General features: G+C 36.4%; 19 protein-coding genes. 5 read left to right on the top strand and 14 right to left on the bottom strand.

Annotated elements, in window-relative coordinates:
- Nucleotides 1-95: 95 nt before the first annotated feature.
- From xylB to JZO85_RS18325, 12 genes are all read right to left on the bottom strand, one after another.
- The gene (gene xylB / locus JZO85_RS18380; protein WP_207109966.1) at nucleotides 96-1,571 is read right to left on the bottom strand and encodes a xylulokinase; all 1,476 of its coding nucleotides are present in this window, start codon (nucleotides 1,569-1,571) and stop codon (nucleotides 96-98) included.
- A gap of 18 nt (nucleotides 1,572-1,589) precedes the next feature.
- Nucleotides 1,590-2,552, bottom strand: coding sequence for an aldose epimerase family protein (locus JZO85_RS18375; protein ID WP_207109965.1), 963 nt, complete (start codon nucleotides 2,550-2,552; stop codon nucleotides 1,590-1,592).
- 66 nt (nucleotides 2,553-2,618) lie between these two features.
- The gene (locus JZO85_RS18370) at nucleotides 2,619-3,416 is read right to left on the bottom strand and encodes a triose-phosphate isomerase family protein (RefSeq protein WP_207109964.1); all 798 of its coding nucleotides are present in this window, start codon (nucleotides 3,414-3,416) and stop codon (nucleotides 2,619-2,621) included.
- A 169-nt stretch (nucleotides 3,417-3,585) separates the two neighbouring features.
- Nucleotides 3,586-4,350: a triose-phosphate isomerase gene (gene tpiA, locus JZO85_RS18365; protein ID WP_207109963.1), complete on the bottom strand. Its 765-nt coding sequence runs from the start codon at nucleotides 4,348-4,350 to the stop codon at nucleotides 3,586-3,588.
- 12 nt (nucleotides 4,351-4,362) lie between these two features.
- Nucleotides 4,363-4,815: an RpiB/LacA/LacB family sugar-phosphate isomerase gene (locus JZO85_RS18360; RefSeq protein WP_207109962.1), complete on the bottom strand. Its 453-nt coding sequence runs from the start codon at nucleotides 4,813-4,815 to the stop codon at nucleotides 4,363-4,365.
- Nucleotides 4,815-5,468 carry a dihydroxyacetone kinase subunit DhaL gene (gene dhaL / locus JZO85_RS18355; RefSeq protein WP_207109961.1) on the bottom strand — a complete coding sequence of 218 codons (654 nt, stop codon included), beginning with the start codon at nucleotides 5,466-5,468 and terminating at the stop codon, nucleotides 4,815-4,817. The genes JZO85_RS18360 and dhaL overlap by 1 nt, the downstream gene beginning before the upstream one ends.
- Nucleotides 5,468-6,475, bottom strand: a complete 1,008-nt coding sequence (locus JZO85_RS18350; RefSeq protein WP_207109960.1) for a dihydroxyacetone kinase subunit DhaK — start codon at nucleotides 6,473-6,475, stop codon at nucleotides 5,468-5,470. Before JZO85_RS18350 ends, dhaL begins: the two co-directional genes overlap by 1 nt.
- Before the next feature lie 80 nt (nucleotides 6,476-6,555).
- Nucleotides 6,556-7,104 carry a D-lyxose/D-mannose family sugar isomerase gene (locus JZO85_RS18345; protein WP_207109959.1) on the bottom strand — a complete coding sequence of 183 codons (549 nt, stop codon included), beginning with the start codon at nucleotides 7,102-7,104 and terminating at the stop codon, nucleotides 6,556-6,558.
- A 12-nt stretch (nucleotides 7,105-7,116) separates the two neighbouring features.
- Nucleotides 7,117-8,229, bottom strand: a complete 1,113-nt coding sequence (locus JZO85_RS18340) for a PTS fructose transporter subunit IIC (RefSeq protein ID WP_207109958.1) — start codon at nucleotides 8,227-8,229, stop codon at nucleotides 7,117-7,119.
- Nucleotides 8,230-8,237: 8 nt separating this feature from the next.
- Nucleotides 8,238-8,552 carry a PTS fructose transporter subunit IIB gene (locus JZO85_RS18335; protein ID WP_207109957.1) on the bottom strand — a complete coding sequence of 105 codons (315 nt, stop codon included), beginning with the start codon at nucleotides 8,550-8,552 and terminating at the stop codon, nucleotides 8,238-8,240.
- A 16-nt stretch (nucleotides 8,553-8,568) separates the two neighbouring features.
- Nucleotides 8,569-9,030, bottom strand: a complete 462-nt coding sequence (locus tag JZO85_RS18330) for a PTS sugar transporter subunit IIA (protein ID WP_207109956.1) — start codon at nucleotides 9,028-9,030, stop codon at nucleotides 8,569-8,571.
- A 35-nt stretch (nucleotides 9,031-9,065) separates the two neighbouring features.
- Complete coding sequence (locus tag JZO85_RS18325; RefSeq protein ID WP_207109955.1) at nucleotides 9,066-9,938, bottom strand: ketose-bisphosphate aldolase; 873 nt, start codon at nucleotides 9,936-9,938, stop codon at nucleotides 9,066-9,068.
- Nucleotides 9,939-10,256: 318 nt separating this feature from the next.
- Here JZO85_RS18325 and JZO85_RS18320 point away from each other — a divergent pair, with 318 nt between their 5' ends.
- Nucleotides 10,257-11,063: a DeoR/GlpR family DNA-binding transcription regulator gene (locus JZO85_RS18320; RefSeq protein WP_207109954.1), complete on the top strand. Its 807-nt coding sequence runs from the start codon at nucleotides 10,257-10,259 to the stop codon at nucleotides 11,061-11,063.
- 238 nt (nucleotides 11,064-11,301) lie between these two features.
- On the opposite strand, the gene JZO85_RS18315 is transcribed toward JZO85_RS18320, so the two are convergent.
- Together JZO85_RS18315 and JZO85_RS18310 are read right to left on the bottom strand one after the other, a co-directional pair.
- Nucleotides 11,302-11,733, bottom strand: coding sequence for a hypothetical protein (locus JZO85_RS18315; RefSeq protein ID WP_207109953.1), 432 nt, complete (start codon nucleotides 11,731-11,733; stop codon nucleotides 11,302-11,304).
- Between the two features lie 217 nt (nucleotides 11,734-11,950).
- Nucleotides 11,951-13,141 (bottom strand): NlpC/P60 family protein, encoded by a 1,191-nt coding sequence (locus tag JZO85_RS18310; RefSeq protein ID WP_207109952.1) that lies wholly within the window; start codon nucleotides 13,139-13,141, stop codon nucleotides 11,951-11,953.
- Between the two features lie 359 nt (nucleotides 13,142-13,500).
- Between JZO85_RS18310 and JZO85_RS18305 the strand changes: the two genes are divergently transcribed.
- The 4 genes from JZO85_RS18305 (at nucleotide 13,501) to JZO85_RS18290 (ending at nucleotide 16,766) form a co-directional block, all read left to right on the top strand.
- Nucleotides 13,501-13,863: a LytTR family DNA-binding domain-containing protein gene (locus JZO85_RS18305; protein ID WP_207109951.1), complete on the top strand. Its 363-nt coding sequence runs from the start codon at nucleotides 13,501-13,503 to the stop codon at nucleotides 13,861-13,863.
- A gap of 91 nt (nucleotides 13,864-13,954) precedes the next feature.
- Nucleotides 13,955-14,563, top strand: coding sequence for an accessory gene regulator AgrB (locus tag JZO85_RS18300; protein ID WP_207109950.1), 609 nt, complete (start codon nucleotides 13,955-13,957; stop codon nucleotides 14,561-14,563).
- Nucleotides 14,564-15,003: 440 nt separating this feature from the next.
- Nucleotides 15,004-16,014 (top strand): sensor histidine kinase, encoded by a 1,011-nt coding sequence (locus tag JZO85_RS23455; protein ID WP_347401810.1) that lies wholly within the window; start codon nucleotides 15,004-15,006, stop codon nucleotides 16,012-16,014.
- Nucleotides 16,011-16,766 (top strand): response regulator transcription factor, encoded by a 756-nt coding sequence (locus tag JZO85_RS18290; protein WP_207109948.1) that lies wholly within the window; start codon nucleotides 16,011-16,013, stop codon nucleotides 16,764-16,766. The genes JZO85_RS23455 and JZO85_RS18290 overlap by 4 nt, the downstream gene beginning before the upstream one ends.
- Nucleotides 16,767-16,886 lie beyond the last annotated feature (120 nt).

The following is a 16,886-nucleotide window of genomic DNA, read 5'->3' as shown; positions in this document are numbered from 1 at the left end:
AGTTTAGTTGACAAACCCAATAGATAATTCATTCATGTTCATTAGTCGAAGATCATACTAAAAAATCGCTCCTCATTGGGTTAAAAGCACCGAAATCATTCTATTTCTGAATTTCTCCTATTATTTGAATTGCTGTATTCCAAGAACAAACGATACCTTTTCTTATAGTCATTGCTATTCTTTTCTATAGGTTTATAGACTTTTTTGACTGAGTTAAAATTTCTCCATATTTCTTCTTGACTCTTCCCTTCGGAAAAGTTTATCGCACATATCAATGCACCAAATGCAGGTCCTTCATCCATTTCTAAAGCTTCTATTTCAGTTTCAAAGATATCAGAAAACATTTGTATCCAAAAAGGATTTTTTACGATTCCTCCAGTAATTCGAAACGTTTTAGATTTCTCATCATCCACATCCATGTTCTGATAAACATTTTTAAGCGAAAAGGCAACGCCTTCCATAATTGATCGAATCATATCATTTTCATCATGGCTTGCCTGAAGATTCTTGAATTCTGCAGTCATTTTTGCATTAAAATAAGGACTTCTTTCACCAAAAAGATACGGCAGAAAGATAAGGCCTTTGCTTCCAACTGGGCTCCTTTCAGCTCTTTTTATAAAGTCGCTAAAACTTACTGTTGGTGCAATCGCTTTTTTGAACCAATTTAATGAAAAACCTGCGGATAAGGTAACACCCATCTTATATTTTTGTCCATTTAATGCTGAATTAAAGTAATGATACTTACCCACTTGATCAGAAGCCTCATTGGAATATTTCAATACCACACCAGAAGTTCCAACAGAAATTAACCCTTGTTCCAAACCCGATAGATTTCCTAAAGCAGAACATGCATTATCTGCTCCACCCATTACAATATCAATATCATTCTTAAATCCAAACTTTTCTTTCAGCTTTTTCAACATCTTTCCAGCCGATTCATTTGAATGCAGTATTTCTGGACATTTTTCTCTTTCAAGTGATAATTCTGATAATAACTCCTCGTCCCAACACTCTTCTTCTATATTGCTAAGAATTGTACCCGCAGCATCAGAAACATCCGTATATACTTTCCCTGTCAAATAATAAACAAGATAATCTTTTGGAAGCATAAACTTCCATGTATTTTTCCAAATATCTGCCTGATATTTTTTTATCCATAGAATTTTTGGTAGAGTAAACCCTTCTAACGCAATGTTTTTTTCTTTTGACAGTAGGTGCTCTCCAAATTTTTCATTTAATAATATGACTTCATCAGTTGTTCTAGTATCATTCCAAAGTATCGCGTTTCTTAACGGCTTCCCTGCTTTGTCTAATAAAACAAGACTGTGCATCTGTCCTGCAAAAGCTAATGAGACTGTGGACTCAATTAAATTCGGTTGATTTACTAATAATTCTCTCAGTGCTAAGTCAAACGCCTTAATCCAGTCCTGAGGTCTCTCTTCACTATACCCTTTCTTTTCAGAGAGTATCTCAAAAGAAGAACTAGCTTTGCCAATAACGTTTCCTTCAGCATCCCCTGCAATGATTTTTAACGAACTTGTCCCTAAATCTATGCCCAAATATGTCTTCATGATAGGTCCCTTTCTAATTTAAAAGATTTTATATTCTGTGAATGAATAATAATCATTTACTAAAACATCGTCTTCAAGATGTACATAATTTGGAACTCGCTGCATTTCAAAAGTAATCCCACCAAATTTGGTGATCGGAATACCTCCATTAATGGATAAATCTTCACTAATTACATTTAATGTGTAGATTACGCAAGAATCTTGATTCGATTGAATCAACAATTTGTTTTCTCCAGTATCATTAGTGAGCAGGATTTTATCGGAAGATTTGCTATCAAGAAATCGATAAGCTAAATTGATGCCACCGCTGCTATATCTCAAAAGTTCATTACGGCCTTCGAAAGCTTTATCAACTCGACCAATTTCAGTAAAATCAAAGGATTGATAAGCATTTTTCATATCAGAATACTCCCCGGTGGGCACTAATTTTTCATTGATTAATTGTATTTCAGCAGGTGCAGTTCTTAAAAAGTGAGTATTAATTGGTTGCGCTTTGTCTCTATTTAGATTGAAATAGGTGTGATTGGTTAAATTGCAAATAGTTGGAACCTTAGACTTGCCGAACAGTTCAATTTTAAAAGTGTCGTCCACCAACTTATAAATTATTTTGAAATTCATTTCTTCATATACCGAATGAGTATCACTATAAGTTAATTCATAATTCTGGTGGTCTATTTGATCAACAGTCCATAGTTGATGTTGAAGCCCTTGATAGCCGCCATGCAAATGAATCGTATTCTCGTTTCTATCTAAAACAATGTGTTCATTTAAATAATTTGTGTAGGTAGATGGATAAGTTCGTCCAGCATTTCTTCCTATTATTGCACCGAGATAGTAAGGATTACTTTTATAGTTTTCACGATCATCCAGTGCAATAACATAATTTGTACCACTTGATTTTTTTATCATCTTAGTTATGCATCCCCCAAGATTAATAAACTCTATAAGGATGTGATCATTCTCCAATATATATCTTTTCATATATTTCATTTCTCCCAAAAAATGCAAAAATTGTCCACATCACTACAATTTTTCAAGAATAGCTAGCTATTCTTGAAAATTGAACTCTTTTTGATTATTCTCTTCAACTTCTTTCACTACTTCAGCTAATCGTTTGGGATTACTTCCAAAACGCCCAACAAAAACACCGTCTACGTTCTTACTTTGAACGATCAGTTTTGCATTATTCGGACTTACTGATCCTCCATAAATGATACGAACTTTTTCAGCAACTTCGTGTCCATATAGTTTAGTAATGATTCCTCGTATAATTCCACAAACCTTATGAATGTGCGGAACATTAGCGGCTTTTGTTTGACTAACTGTCCAAATAGGAGTGTACGCGATAATGACTTTTGTAGCATCTTCTGGATTTACCAATATAAAACTGTTCACTAACTGACGATATAGTTCAATCTGAATATAATCCAAATCTTCTGTCTTTTCTCTTTCGCCAATGCATAAGATCGGGACCAATCCTTTCTTTAAAGTCAACAGCATCTTCTTATTGATCAATTCGTCACTTTCATGAAAGAGGGTTCGTCTTTCCCAATGTCCCAATTCGACATATGAGCCATTCTCGTCAATCAAAGAATCAATAGAGTACTCTCCTGAAAACATTCCTGCCTCTTCATAACAGATATTTTGAGCTCCCAACCCAATCGATGAGTTTTTAATGAGGCCAGATACATGACTAATCACTCCCATTGATGGAAATAGAATTTTTTCTGTCAGTTCGTTTGTTCCTAGGAGCTCAACTAACTCCTGTGCAAATTCTGTTGCGTCTTTTTTTGTATTTTGTCTCATCGCCCAACTCATCACAACGATAGGTTTACGTTTTTCCATTGTGAGCCCTCCTTTTTCATGCCTTAAAATTTGATGATTTTGAAATTTTTACTGGATCTTGAAAAATTCTCTTTTGCACTAATTGTTGGATCAGTAGTCACTCTCCTACTAATCCAACATCATTTATTCGCTTTATTTCATCAATAATCACCGTATCAAAATCAATCGTTTACCTCTTTACTGTTCTCACCTGCTCTATGATGTTTCCAAACTGTTTTGGATCATGACCAAATCTACCTACGAAAACACCATCTACATCAATATTTCTGATTATTTCTTCCGTATTGTTTTGACTAACAGAACCTCCATAGATGAGTCGAACACTTTCTGCCACCTCGGAACCATATTCAGCAGTTAAAATGCTGCGAATAACTGTGTGGATACTATGAACATATTCAGGAGAAGCTGCCTGAGCTTTTCCAATCGCCCAGACTGGTTCATAAGCAATAATCAATTCTTTCAATTTCGTTTTTGAAATATCCTTTAGAGCCATCCTAATTTGATACTTTAAATGCTCTTCTACCCGTTCCTTTTCTTCTTCACGTTCTCCGATACATAGAACCGGTACAAGATTGTTTTCAAAAGCCAACTTCATCTTTTGATTAATCATCTCATCAGTCTCATGGAAATATTTGCGGCGCTCAGCATGTCCCAATTCAACAATACTTCCGTTCATGTCAATTAATGATTCAATGGAAAACTCCCCTGTTAGTGCTCCATTCGATAAAAATGCAATATTTTGTGCCCCATACTTGATCGAAGTATCCTCAAGTATTTTTCCAACTTCCCTTAAGGTTCCCATACTAGGAAAAACCAAAAGATCAACATCTTGTTCGTCACGGCTCAACATTTTTATCTCATTAATAAACCCAAGAGTTTGCTCCAATTTATTCATATATATTTTTAAGCTAATTCCAACAACTGGTTTACGCATTAATCATTCCCCTTACTTGGTATGAGCTTTTTCAAACTCAGATATTTGATTCACTTTACGTTCAGAGCGAGTCCCATGTTCAAAATTCTGAGAAAGATACTCCTTCATTAATAGCTTGCAGGAATCAATCCCCTGGACAAAAGCACCAAAAGTACCAATTTGAGCATTATTGCTCAATTGAGCTCTCTCTGCAGAATAAACATCTGTAATTTGAGCCGCACGAATTCCAGGAACTTTATTTGCCGCTATAGCCATACCAATTCCTGTTCCACAACAAAGAATGCCTCGATCAATCTCTCCTTTATCAATACTTTCCGCGACTTCAAAAGCAATCGATGGATAATCAACAGGTTTATCCAAGAAATAACCGTAGTCAATCACCTCGTACCCCAAATCTTCTGCGTATTTTTTTAGCTCATCTTTAAATTCCACAGCGTTTTCATCTGCTCCAAATCCTATTTTCATCACACATTCTCCTTTAGATAGTTTTCCATTGATTCAAAGATAATCGCGACAGTAGTAGCTCCTGCATCTTGATGTCCTAGTGAACGGTCACCTAAAAACTTGGCTCTTCCAAATTTTGCCGGATAATCTTTTGTTTTTTCTACACCCTGATACGCAGCGCTTGTTGCTTCTGAAAGAGCCTCAATCAGATTATTATCTGTATTCTTTTCAAGCACTTCAGAAGCGGGAATCAAAGCATCCAACATCGTTTTATCTCCAAGAGATGCTTTTCCTCTTTTTTTGATAGTGTCAATCGCATTTTTAACTCCTAAACTCAAGACTGTTGTAGATAATCTTTCAGTCTTCATTGCTGCTTTTCCAATGCCCAAAAAAATTGAGCTGAAAATAATTCCCGATGCCCCTCCCATGGATTCCATCATTGCTAATCCTGCTTTTTTAAAAACTGCTGAAACATCTATACATTGACTAGCTGTAAGATCAACAATAACTGCCTTCGCACCATTAGCCATTCCTGTCCCATGATCACCATCACCTATTTTTCGGTCAATATCACACAAAAACTCTTCATTCGTAATAAGCCGATTTGCTACATATAAAATCATTGATTTTGTTTGATCTAAGGTCAGGCCTTCTGTGATACTCACCTCGTTCATTAATAATCCTCCTTATGGAAGTAACAAGAACTGTATGCATCAAGATCGTATAACTCTTTCAGTTCGCTCGTTACAGCTTGAATAGTAATCGAAAAACCAGCCATCTCTTGGGTAGTGCAAACGCTGCCGATCAATGTGTCGTGAATTGTATAGCCTTCACTAATCAAACGCTTGTTTACTTCATTATTAACTATATAAAGTTCCAAACAAGTGGTTGATCCTAAGCCGTTAATGCAAATAATTACTTCTTTTTCGCCTGTTTCCTCCACCTCTTGTTTCACAACATCGTACATTCTATTGGTTAACTCTTCGGCTCCGACAATTTTCATTTTTTCAATGCCCGGCTCTCCATGAATACCCAAGCCGAACTCGATTTCATCCTCTGCTAAATCAAAATTCTTTTTCCCATTCATTGGATTTGTACCTGAAGCAATTCCCACTCCAATCGAGAAGATTTTCTCATTGGCTTCTTTTCCGATCCGTACACATTCTTCCAATGAATAGCCTTTAGCAGCAGCTGCTGCTACTTCTTTTATTACGAATAGATCTCCTGCTATCCCTCTTCGTTCTGCTTTTAACTCTTTTGGAGCAGAGGCTACATCATCTGAAATAGGAATATTTATAGCTAAAATATCCTCCATCGCGGCTAAGTCAACACCCATATCAAAGTTCAGCACGTCTCCTGCGTAGTTTCCAAATAGGCAAACTACACCTGCTCCTTGATCAGCTTGTTTAATTGCTTCACAGACAGTCCCAGGTGTTGGAGCAGCAAAAATGTTTCCGATAGCTACTGCATCGACTAAATTTTCACCTAACAAGCCTAGGAAAAGTGGTTCATGACCACTTCCTCCACCACTAACAATACCTACTTTATTTGCGATCTTTTTATTTCTATATAACACTCTTGAATTCTGATCTGATTGTGCCACTCTTCCATTTTCAGCAGCAATGAAACCCGCGATTAGATCATCAATTATTGTTTCCTTTGAATTCAATATTTTTTTCACAAAAACTCCTCCTCTAGATAAATAAAGCGCTTTCCTTCATGGAAATACTACTCCAATCGAAAGCGCTCAATTATTGCGTGCTATCTGTCTCTGATTACACGTTTAATATTGGGATCAGTGAATACATCAAACTCATCATAACTTGGTGAAGAAAACTCACTGATAACTGCTCCATCTTTTCCTGCTTTAAACCAATGTTTTATTTTGGGAGCGATCGTATACTGTTCCCCTGGCTTTAAATGAATCTCTTTGCCAGCAGTGTAGTAATCTTCTTTACCGTTAACAAGAGACACACTGATCGTATCAGAATCCAAAGGTGCATCGCCTTCTACATAAAGAAAAACTTCTCCCCAGCGACACCGGAAAGTCTCTTGTTTTCCTTCAAGTCCATTCTCTAAATCTGGATGCATATGTTCTGGACAGGTTTGATTTGGCAGAAGGACCATTTCTTTTGCACAATACCGATTGTTGTTAACATATAAAATTAGGTTTAGTCCTTCTTCTTCGATGTTGCTAAGGCTAAAATCTGCATAATCAATTGAAGCTAATTCTTCATCGGTTAATACGATCTTAGATTTTTTATACAGCTCTTTTACTTGATTCTTATATTCTTTAGTAATCTCACTCATTTTTTGACCATCCTAACTAATTTTCATTTCTGACAAATCAATATCTTTTTCCGTTTCAATTCCGTCATCTTTGACTTCATCATAGGCCACTGGTTTCTTCAAGATCATTAACAAAATTGCATCTACTAATGAACCGATCATTAATGCCGCAAACCAAGCTAAAGGATTTGTCATAGTGACCATTGCAAACAAACCACCATGAGGGACGGGTGAACCTGCTCCCCAAATCATACTCAAGGCACCACCAACACCTGCTCCAACGCCTGTTGACACAATGCATCGCCATAAATCATTGAAAATAATTGGATAGCACCCTTCCGTAATCATACAGACACCCATGGGAAAAGCTGTTTTGAGTGTTTCAACTTCCATCTTATTGTAGATATTTTTCCGGAAAAGCTTTTGGAAAAAGTACGCCATGGACATGCCGAAAGGAGTTACCATAGAAGCCAGCATTAATACCGCCATCGGCTCATTAATCCCATCTGATTGTAGAGATAGCAGGAACGCAAAAACGACTTTGTTAATCGGACCACCATAATCTACTGCAGATAGAACTCCGACAATTAGACCAAACATTAACTTCTGATTTGTATCTAAACCACGCAAGAAATTATTTAAAGCATCAGTCATAGCAGCAATCGGAATCCCTAAAACAAAATACATAACGAGTCCGATAACAATCGATGACAGAAATGGTAAGATCAACATTGGCTTCAAGCCTTCCGCCCAACCTGGTACTTTGATATGATCACGCAAGAATTTCGTTAAGTACCCAGCAATATACCCGCCAATAAATCCTCCAATAAATCCAGCATTCATATTTATTGAAATAAGACCAACTAGAAAACCAGGAGCAATACCAGGCTTATCCGCAATCGAGAACGAAATACCAGTACCAATAACAACTGGCAGCATACCTAGAACCAAACCGCCCATTGTGTACATAACGTCCCAAAAGTTATAAGAATCTTTGATACTTTCGATGGTTCCTCCACCTAGCAAGCTCCCGATTGCTAACATAAATCCTCCACTAACCACAATCGGTATTAAATACGAAATCGCCGTCAATGCGTGTTGCTTCAAATTAGTAAATAATTTACCGCTTGATTTCACTTCCGCCATTTACTCCCTCATCCTTTCTCTACAATTTCTTCGATTTTTTCAATAAACTTGTTTGGTGATTTTATGACAACTTCAGTCGGTACCTCAATGATCTTAATCCCTTTGAATCTTTCCTTACCACTTACTTTCACATCAGCGGCAATGACCGCCACGTCTGCATCTTTTAACGCTTCCTCTGGAATAATATTTTCCGTTCCAATAGTCCCCTGTGTTTCAACATGAATTTCGTGACCAGCTTTTATTGCCGCATTAACTAATTTTTCTTTTGCAATATAAGTGTGTGCGATTCCAGCTGTACATGCTGCTATTCCGACAATCTTCATATCCTACTTCTCCTTCCTATAAGAAAGCATCTTTCATATCATCTATAGAATCCGCCTTCAATAAATTCTCAACTACAGTGTCATTGCCAAGTTTTCCTGCAAGTGCCGCCAACATCCTCAAATGCTCATTCTCTCCCCCGTCTCCAGCTTTTACACAAAATAGACAAATGATTTTCACGGGTTTATCGTCTAATGATTCCCAAGGTATCTCATTTGTGAATTTTCCGATTGCAATACCATTTTTGACAACGCTTTCACTTTGACCATGAGGGATGGCAATGTAATTGCCGATCCCTGTTTTACCGAGAGATTCCCTATAGTAAATATCCTTTATAAAAGATTCTATGCTGGAAATATATTCTTCCTCATACAATAAATTGGCCAATTGGGTAATCGCCTCATCTTTGGTAGTGCCCGGAAGGTTAACTGCCATAATTTCTTTGTTCAAAATTTCTGATAGCTGAACTTGTGTATCCATTTCGTTCTCCTCCTAGCTAGTCCATCGATTAGAGACTATTCGTAATAAAGATCTGATTTATTATTGGATTTGAATAAATTGATTTTGTGCAGAGATGTTTTCTTTGATTCTTCAACACAATCTGGAAAAATTACATTCGGTTCACGTATCTCCATATTTCCATTGTTCAAAATTTCTCGTAATTTATCAGTGAAGGAAATTTTGATATCAGAAGAAATGTTGATTTTTGCGATTCCCATTTCTACAGACTCCCCAATTTCTTTATCTGGATTACTTGATCCACCATGCAAAACCAACGGAATATCAACAACTTTGGTGATTTCATCCAAAATATCTAACCGCAATTTTGGTTTTACGTCTTTAGGATAAATACCATGAGCAGTTCCAATTGCAATTGCTAGAGAATCAATCCCTGTGCGCTCTACGAACTCTTTAGCTTTAGCAGGATCTGTATATGTGACTTCTGTTACCCCGCCTTCAACGGTATTTCCTGTGTCTCCAATTGTCCCTAATTCCGCCTCAACTGAAACACCGACTGCGTGGGCTGCCTCTACAACTTTTTGAGTGACCGCAATATTTTCTTCAAAAGGTAAATGCGAACTATCAATCATTACTGAAGTAAAACCTAATTGAATAGCATGAATCACTTGATCGAATGTAGCGCCATGATCTAGATGAATAGCGACTGGAATCTTCGTGTGATTTGCTTCGTAAATTACTTGACTGACAAAGCTATCACGAAGAAATTCAAGTTCTTTGGGATGGATCGCCATCATAAACGGTGAATCGGCCTCTTCGCATGCTTCCATAACTGCAGATAATAACTGTCCTGATCCTGCATTGAAGGCTGGGACTGCAAAATGATTCGCTTTTGCTACGTCTAACATTTGTTTTCCTGTGATTAACATTTGAATACCTCTTTCTTTATTTTTCTTTTTTTTGCTTTTATTTTCTATTGCACCCTAAATATACCTTCGCATATTGAATAAGTCAACAAGAAATTTGTAAATAAAAGCAACTATTTCTCTAGTTATTACGTCCTAATTCTACTTAACAGAATAGTATAAGCATGATTAAGTCATACGCTAAATGAGATTACTACTTACGCAAAAAAGAAAAAAAACGATAAAAATATTTCTTTTATCATACAGTTTCCTTTTGTTTTTTTCTTTTATCTTTTTTTTTAAACGGAAATCATATATACTGACTGTAAGGAGAAGATGCGTATGTTAGCTACTGAAAGAGAAGATTTTATTCGTAATCAAGCAATTCTTAAGGGGGTTGTCTATGTTAATCAACTTGCTGAGGAGTTAAAAGTTTCCAGGCCAACGATAAGAAGCGATATTGATAAGCTGGCAAAGAAATATGATGACCTTCATAGAGTTCATGGTGGAGTTACCTACAAAGAGAAAGAAAACCAAGCTTCGTTATCAGAAATGATTTTGGGATATAACGAGAGGATTTTCTCAAATAGAGATCGAAAAAAAGAAATTGCTGAAAAAGCGATTGATTATATTGTTGAAGGTGAAACGATACTTCTTGATTCCAGTTCAACTTGTTTTGAATTTGCTAGTTTATTGTCTAAATTGGATAAACGTTTGACAGTTATTACTAACGGTTTATCGACTGCGGCTGTACTAAAACAAAACCCTTCGATATCAGTGATTATCATTGGAGGCCTAGTTAAATTGAATTCAAATACCGTTTACGATGAGTTTGACATCAATATCTCTACTTCTTTCAACATCGATAAATATTTCTTTTCTGCATCAGGTGTTTCGATTGATAATGGTTTTTCTGAATTTAATTTTATGGAAGTAAAGCATAAACGCTTGAATGTTCTAAATTCTAAACAAACAATTGCGCTAATTGATAGCACAAAGTTCCTTAAAGATTCAAGCTCAACATTTTGTAAAATGGATGAAGTGAACCTTTTAATCACTGATTCAAAAATCGATTATGAAACTTTTGAGACCTTCAATAAAAGAATCTCCATAGTTAGAAGTAATGACCCTGTCCCAACTACAAACTAAATGCGGTATGATAAGAAATAAAACTACATTATAGTTTACAAAGTGCGTTTCTTTTACTAGAAGGCGCACTTTGCGGTGCTCACTCCCTGAACAAATCTAAAACACTAGCGCTAAAAAACAAAAAAAGTACATTCCTTAATAAGAAATGTACCCATATATTCATTTAATCACTGAGACCTTCAAAGTTGAGGATTCAGTGATTTTTTATATCACAAGTCTATTTACTACTATTGAAAAATTACTTTATCCTCTCTAATCCCAGCTCTTTTATTTTCTTTTGATTGTTAAAAATCTGCAATATTATTCGTTTTCTATCTAATTTGATGATGTGGTATTCCGTATTACCGCTATTTTTTGTTAGTACAATGTTTCGTTTTGATGAGTTCACAGCGATTTGGGCATTTTCCATCAAGAAAAAGTCGTTTTGCTTAATATCCCAGTATTCACACTCGTCTTTTTTGCTCTTAATCAAATAAACATCAGATGGACCTTTCCAGCTTCCATCCAGCCACATCGCATTGTTGTCAGCCTGTTCATTGATTAGGCTGATTAAAAAGAAAGCGAGAAGGATCAGCAAACAATAGGTGAATTGCTGCTGCTTTTCCGTCAAGCCTTTGAATTTCTTCCATGTTTGATATACCCAAGCATCAAACTGTTCTACAAATTTCATTATTCCGCTGGCTCCCTCACTTTCATTCTGAACACTCTTTTCTATAACTTAACTATAGAGTAATTTTCAGCAAAAGCAGCCAAACTATCCTAAACGGTCGTTTTTTAGTCCTGAACGCGCTATATTTCGCTAGTTTTTTTATTCATTTCTTAAAAAGTTGGTAGATAAACGAAAAAACGTCTGCGATTTCGTCATCGCAGACGCTTGATAAATTGAGTTAGCTTAACACTCTTGTTGCATACCACGCGGTACCTTCAGATTTCCAACCAGCCTTGACCAAGCTGTCGCGTTCGTAAGCGAATGGCGTATAATGATGGCTGTCCTCTCTTGGTGCCGCATGGGGATTATATAAACGATAAACAGGAACTGTTCCACCTGTATACCAGGAAACACCTTCATACTTCCAGCCCACTTTTACTAAATTATCCTTTTCATAAGCATGGGGAGTATAGTGGTGTCTGCCGTTGTTAGGATTATACATTCTGTAAACAGAAGCACCTGTTGCAGGTGAAACCCAACCGACACCTTCATAATTCCATCCAACATTCATCAAATTGACCGCTTCACCGGTTAACTGCGTATAATGATGCTGACCATCATTTTTGTTATACATTCTAAAAATAAAGCGTTCGTTTGAAGCCTGCCCGTCTGTCGAAGGATAAACATTGGGATCAGTACCAGCAGATTTTAGAATTCTTCTGGCAAAGTTGGGATAAAAATATTTAATATCAACCGCCGTAACCGTTTGTCCTGGTTGCGGTGAATGAATCATTTGATTATTGCCGATATAAATTCCCACATGATAGGTCGCGCCGCGATTGCCATAAAAAAGCAGATCTCCTGACTGCAGATCACTCATACTTGCTTCTGTCCCGTACTTCTCCTGATTAATCGTCCCCATCGGCAGGTCAACATTCACAGCCTGCTTATAAACATACTTGACCAACCCGCCGCAATCAAATGCGTTAGGACCCGAAGCCCCCCAGGCATACGGCTTGCCAATCTGCTCTCTTGCTTTAGAGACAACAGAATTTTGCTGACCTGTTGCTCGCGGCATTGGAGGTAGATCCGCAGCGGCTAATTTAGGAATAGTCATAATCTGTTCAAATTGTTGTTGGGAAAAACCGGCTTGTGCAGCTTTCGTTTCTTCAAGTTCATTTGATGTTGATGCCGCCTTACCCTGCTGATTATTCTCATCAGATAGATTGGCAGAGCTGGTTGTTTGTTCTGAATTAATTAATTTACCCGTATTCTCTTCGGTACTCAAACTGGTTGCAGTGCTTGTCTCTGTCTGTATTGTCGAACGCACATTTTCCTCAGCATTCGCAAGCTCTGTGGTCGCCAAGGTCATACAGCTGAGCGCTGATATCGTAGCAGTAAATAAGCATAGGCCTGAATATTTTTTCATAAAATAACTCCTGTTTTTATTATAGACTTAATTAGCGGAATAGCAGCAGTTGAATGTTTATCGATTTAACTAAATCAATAATCCAAACCTTTCAATTCTTTCAACTATATAAAATAACTAATTACAACAGCTATTGTACAACAAATAAGCTGCCTTTTCACCCCCTTGCTTACTCAATTTTCTTCATTCGGACTTCTCAAATTTTGAAAATCGGACTAATTCCAAGCATCCATAATATATTTCGAGCGCCTTTGAGGATAATTCGTGACCGTTCGCGACTGATTTCCGACCATTCACGACATACCCCTTATCAAAGTGAAAGAAATTCTTTAAAATCATTGATAAGGAGGTCTCTTCATATGAAAGCACCGATTATTCTAGAAACAAAAACAGGAACTATTATTATACAAGCTACAGAGTTACTCTATATCACAGTAGATGACACAAAAGATCATTCTTTATGTTTCGTGACTAAAAAAGGGACGCATTATTGTACAGGGGATTTGAACAACTACGAAGATGCAGATCAGAACTGGTTATTTCGTTGTCATCGCTCCTTTGTCGTTAACCTGTTAACTATTCGCGAAATCAATAAATACGAACGACGGGTTTACTTTTTAGATGATTCTTCTAATAACAATTGTCCCTTCTCAAGGAGAAAATATGTCCCATTAAAGCAATCATTGAAGGAGATTTTATTTACAGAACAAGAAGCGTTATAGCTATCTGTAAATGGGATTTGAATTGTAGTAAATCACAAAATGGATTACAATCAAAAAGTAATGAGGACTATATCACAAGAGGTAGCTAAGAATGACACATAACTTCACAATATTTATATTAGATAAATTGCGAGCGCAAAATTTTATGACTGAGGAAGAGTTTGAAAACGTCCAATACTCATTAGAAATCTTGTTAAGTAATATTTTCAAAAGCATTCAGGTTTACCTTATTTCCTTTTTATTAGGTTTACTTTTTGAAACTTTTATTATGAACTTGGCCTACGTTCTTTTGAGATGGCACGCTAATGGATGGCACGCAAAATCTTCTCTTAACTGCTCTATTTTCGGGATAGTTACATTCGTGGGCATCCCTTTAATTTTTCAAAAAACAAATTTTACATTTCCTGCTTTTTGGATACTAGTTCTGTCTCTGATTATTTTGTGGTGCGTCTTTCGCTATGCACCAGCGGACACAGAAAAGAATCCTTTAGTTAGCATAAGCGAACGAAGAAGGAAGAAAATATTGGCTTTAATCACTGCTGTATCCATTATTTGTGTATCTCTATTCTTGGCAGGTAGCCAAATAAGCACTTTACTAATTACGGGTTTACTAGTGGAAATCGTTATGATTCACCCACTATTATATAAATTAAATAAAAGGAGCTATAAAAACTATGAAAACTATCAAAACCAACCCTAATTTACTGCAAAACATTTCGAAGATTCTTGTTGCGGCTTCAGTTGTATTGTTGAGTTATCCGTGTTTAATCTGGGGGTATGAACCCAAAAACCCCAAACTAAAAAAAATGACTCGAAATGGATAGCGTATCATTTTTTACGTTGTTCATTGCAATGTGCATAGAAAATGCTTGCCAGCTATTTCTCTATTCTAAGCTAACAACTAAAAAAATCCCTTTTAGGATGATGGTAATTCTTCCAGTAATTTCAATTGTGGTCTATCTCTTTTTTAATTACTGGATTTTTTTGGTAATTATAATTTATTTTTTAATCATCGGTAAAAAACTACATGGAGACTACTCGACTAACTTGATATGGTTTTTCGGAATATATACGACCTTCTCCTATGTTGTTTTTGCTTACTTTATGAACTCGTCAATCCTTTTTCTCATCGGAGAAGACGTGTTTGATCAATATATGTATTTAATCAACATGATAGTATCACCGATCTTTTCAATTGTATGTAATTTGATTTTATTGCGACTGATTAGACCTAGTGTTTCGTTTCTAGAAAAATATCAAGACAATTGGAATCAGATTTTTCTTTTGATCATTAATATCTTATTGACGCTCTGCTGCATTATTCAATTTGGGAACTATTGGATTGAACGCTATTTACTAAAAGACGAAAACCCTATTCGCAAATATCTGATCGTTGTTTTTATCCTTGTGATCATCCTATTAATCATCTATTTGAACATCAAAACTCGGCAGCTCGACAAACAACGTATCCAACGATTAAAGGACAGCCAGTTAGCTGACCTTACTTCTTATGTCCAGCAAATCGAAACGATGTATGAGGAATTGCGAGGGTTTCGGCACGATTATCATAATGTGTTGATCAGTTTAAATGAGAGTATCAAAACAAAGGATTTAACGGTCATTGAGGATACGTATAAGCGAGTATTGACTACGGAAGGCATTGTATTAGACGATGAACATTTCGCGTTAGCAAAATTGAACAACCTAAAAACTCTGCCGATAAAAGGAATTTTTTCGACTCATATCATTCAGGCCTTTCAGAAAAACATTTCGGTCCATCTCGAGATTGACGATATTATTCAAGAGGAGCCTATTGAGATTTTGGATTATGTACGGGTGGTTTCCATCTTGTTGGATAATGCGATCGAGGCAGCTGAAAAAGCAGCCAGTCCCTTTATGACGATTGTTTTTTTGAAAAACGAGGAAAATCGAGAAATCCAACTTACGATTGAAAATTCTTGTTCAGATGAATCCATTGATATCGTCAAGATTTTCAATAAGGATTACTCCACAAAAGGGAAAAATCGAGGTTTTGGTTTAGCGACTGTCCAATCAATTCTTCAGAACTACACCAATCTCTCGTTACAAACAGAGTATCAGGATGGCATATTTCGACAAATTTTGATGATCAAGGAGGATCTTCCAAGATGAATATTTTTTTATTAGAGGATGACATTTTACACCAACAGCGTTTGGAGCTGGTTATTCGAGAAATCTTGCTAGAAAAACGTTGGTCAGCAAAGTCGATTGTTACTACTGATAGACCAGATAGCTTGTTAAAAAAGGTGAAAGAAACGGTTGATCAAAATATTTATTTTCTGGATATTGAGATTAACGGCGAAAAGAAGATGGGATTAGAGATTGCTAGTCAGATTCGGAAAATGGATCCTCATGGCGTCATTGCTTTTATCACGACCCATTCAGAATTTGCACCAATTACTTATGCTTATAAAGTTTCCGCCTATGATTTTATTGCTAAAGACAGTCCAATAGACGAAATTAAGCAGCATTTAATTGATTGCTTCGAAAATCTTTTGGATACTAAAGCGACTGAGAAAAAGGAAGAGATGTTTCTTTTTAGCAATCAGCACAGTAATTTCCAGGTACCCTTTTCGGATATTCTTTACTTTGAGACCACTGATATTTCTCATAAGATCCGTCTTATTTGTAAATCTCGGTTAGTTAATTTTTATGCCACTCTTGGGGAGATCGAGAAATTGGACGAGCGTTTCTTTAAGGCGCATCGTTCTTACGTCGTGAATTTGGAAAACATTGTTCAGATTGATCGCGCGGCAGGAGCCGTCTATTTCGATATGATTCATTCCTGTGCGATTTCTCGCAGAAGAATAAAGCCGGCACTTGAGAAAATGAACGCTATAAATCATCTTTTTTTAAACAGTTAAAGCGGGATAGTCTCTCTTAACTGACTAGCCTTCTGAATATTTAGCATAAAAGTCTTTTTGAAAAATACTTAACAAAACAAAAGCCGAACGCCCCTATTACTATCCATTATGATAGTATAT

This window comes from Candidatus Enterococcus murrayae, assembly GCF_017315985.1.
Taxonomy (GTDB): Bacteria; Bacillota; Bacilli; order Lactobacillales; family Enterococcaceae; genus Enterococcus_A; species Enterococcus_A murrayae.
This window is presented reverse-complemented; position numbering and strand designations above follow the sequence as displayed.

Coding starts and splice junctions, on each gene's coding strand:
- xylB (WP_207109966.1), bottom strand. CDS start 1,571: ATGAAGACATATTTGGGCATAGATTTAGGGACAAGTTCGTTAAAAATC.
- JZO85_RS18375 (WP_207109965.1), bottom strand. CDS start 2,552: ATGAAAAGATATATATTGGAGAATGATCACATCCTTATAGAGTTTATT.
- JZO85_RS18370 (WP_207109964.1), bottom strand. CDS start 3,416: ATGGAAAAACGTAAACCTATCGTTGTGATGAGTTGGGCGATGAGACAA.
- tpiA (WP_207109963.1), bottom strand. CDS start 4,350: ATGCGTAAACCAGTTGTTGGAATTAGCTTAAAAATATATATGAATAAA.
- JZO85_RS18360 (WP_207109962.1), bottom strand. CDS start 4,815: ATGAAAATAGGATTTGGAGCAGATGAAAACGCTGTGGAATTTAAAGAT.
- dhaL (WP_207109961.1), bottom strand. CDS start 5,468: ATGAACGAGGTGAGTATCACAGAAGGCCTGACCTTAGATCAAACAAAA.
- JZO85_RS18345 (WP_207109959.1), bottom strand. CDS start 7,104: ATGAGTGAGATTACTAAAGAATATAAGAATCAAGTAAAAGAGCTGTAT.
- JZO85_RS18340 (WP_207109958.1), bottom strand. CDS start 8,229: ATGGCGGAAGTGAAATCAAGCGGTAAATTATTTACTAATTTGAAGCAA.
- JZO85_RS18335 (WP_207109957.1), bottom strand. CDS start 8,552: ATGAAGATTGTCGGAATAGCAGCATGTACAGCTGGAATCGCACACACT.
- JZO85_RS18330 (WP_207109956.1), bottom strand. CDS start 9,030: ATGGATACACAAGTTCAGCTATCAGAAATTTTGAACAAAGAAATTATG.
- JZO85_RS18325 (WP_207109955.1), bottom strand. CDS start 9,938: ATGTTAATCACAGGAAAACAAATGTTAGACGTAGCAAAAGCGAATCAT.
- JZO85_RS18320 (WP_207109954.1), top strand. CDS start 10,257: ATGTTAGCTACTGAAAGAGAAGATTTTATTCGTAATCAAGCAATTCTT.
- JZO85_RS18315 (WP_207109953.1), bottom strand. CDS start 11,733: ATGAAATTTGTAGAACAGTTTGATGCTTGGGTATATCAAACATGGAAG.
- JZO85_RS18310 (WP_207109952.1), bottom strand. CDS start 13,141: ATGAAAAAATATTCAGGCCTATGCTTATTTACTGCTACGATATCAGCG.
- JZO85_RS18305 (WP_207109951.1), top strand. CDS start 13,501: ATGAAAGCACCGATTATTCTAGAAACAAAAACAGGAACTATTATTATA.
- JZO85_RS18300 (WP_207109950.1), top strand. CDS start 13,955: ATGACACATAACTTCACAATATTTATATTAGATAAATTGCGAGCGCAA.
- JZO85_RS18290 (WP_207109948.1), top strand. CDS start 16,011: ATGAATATTTTTTTATTAGAGGATGACATTTTACACCAACAGCGTTTG.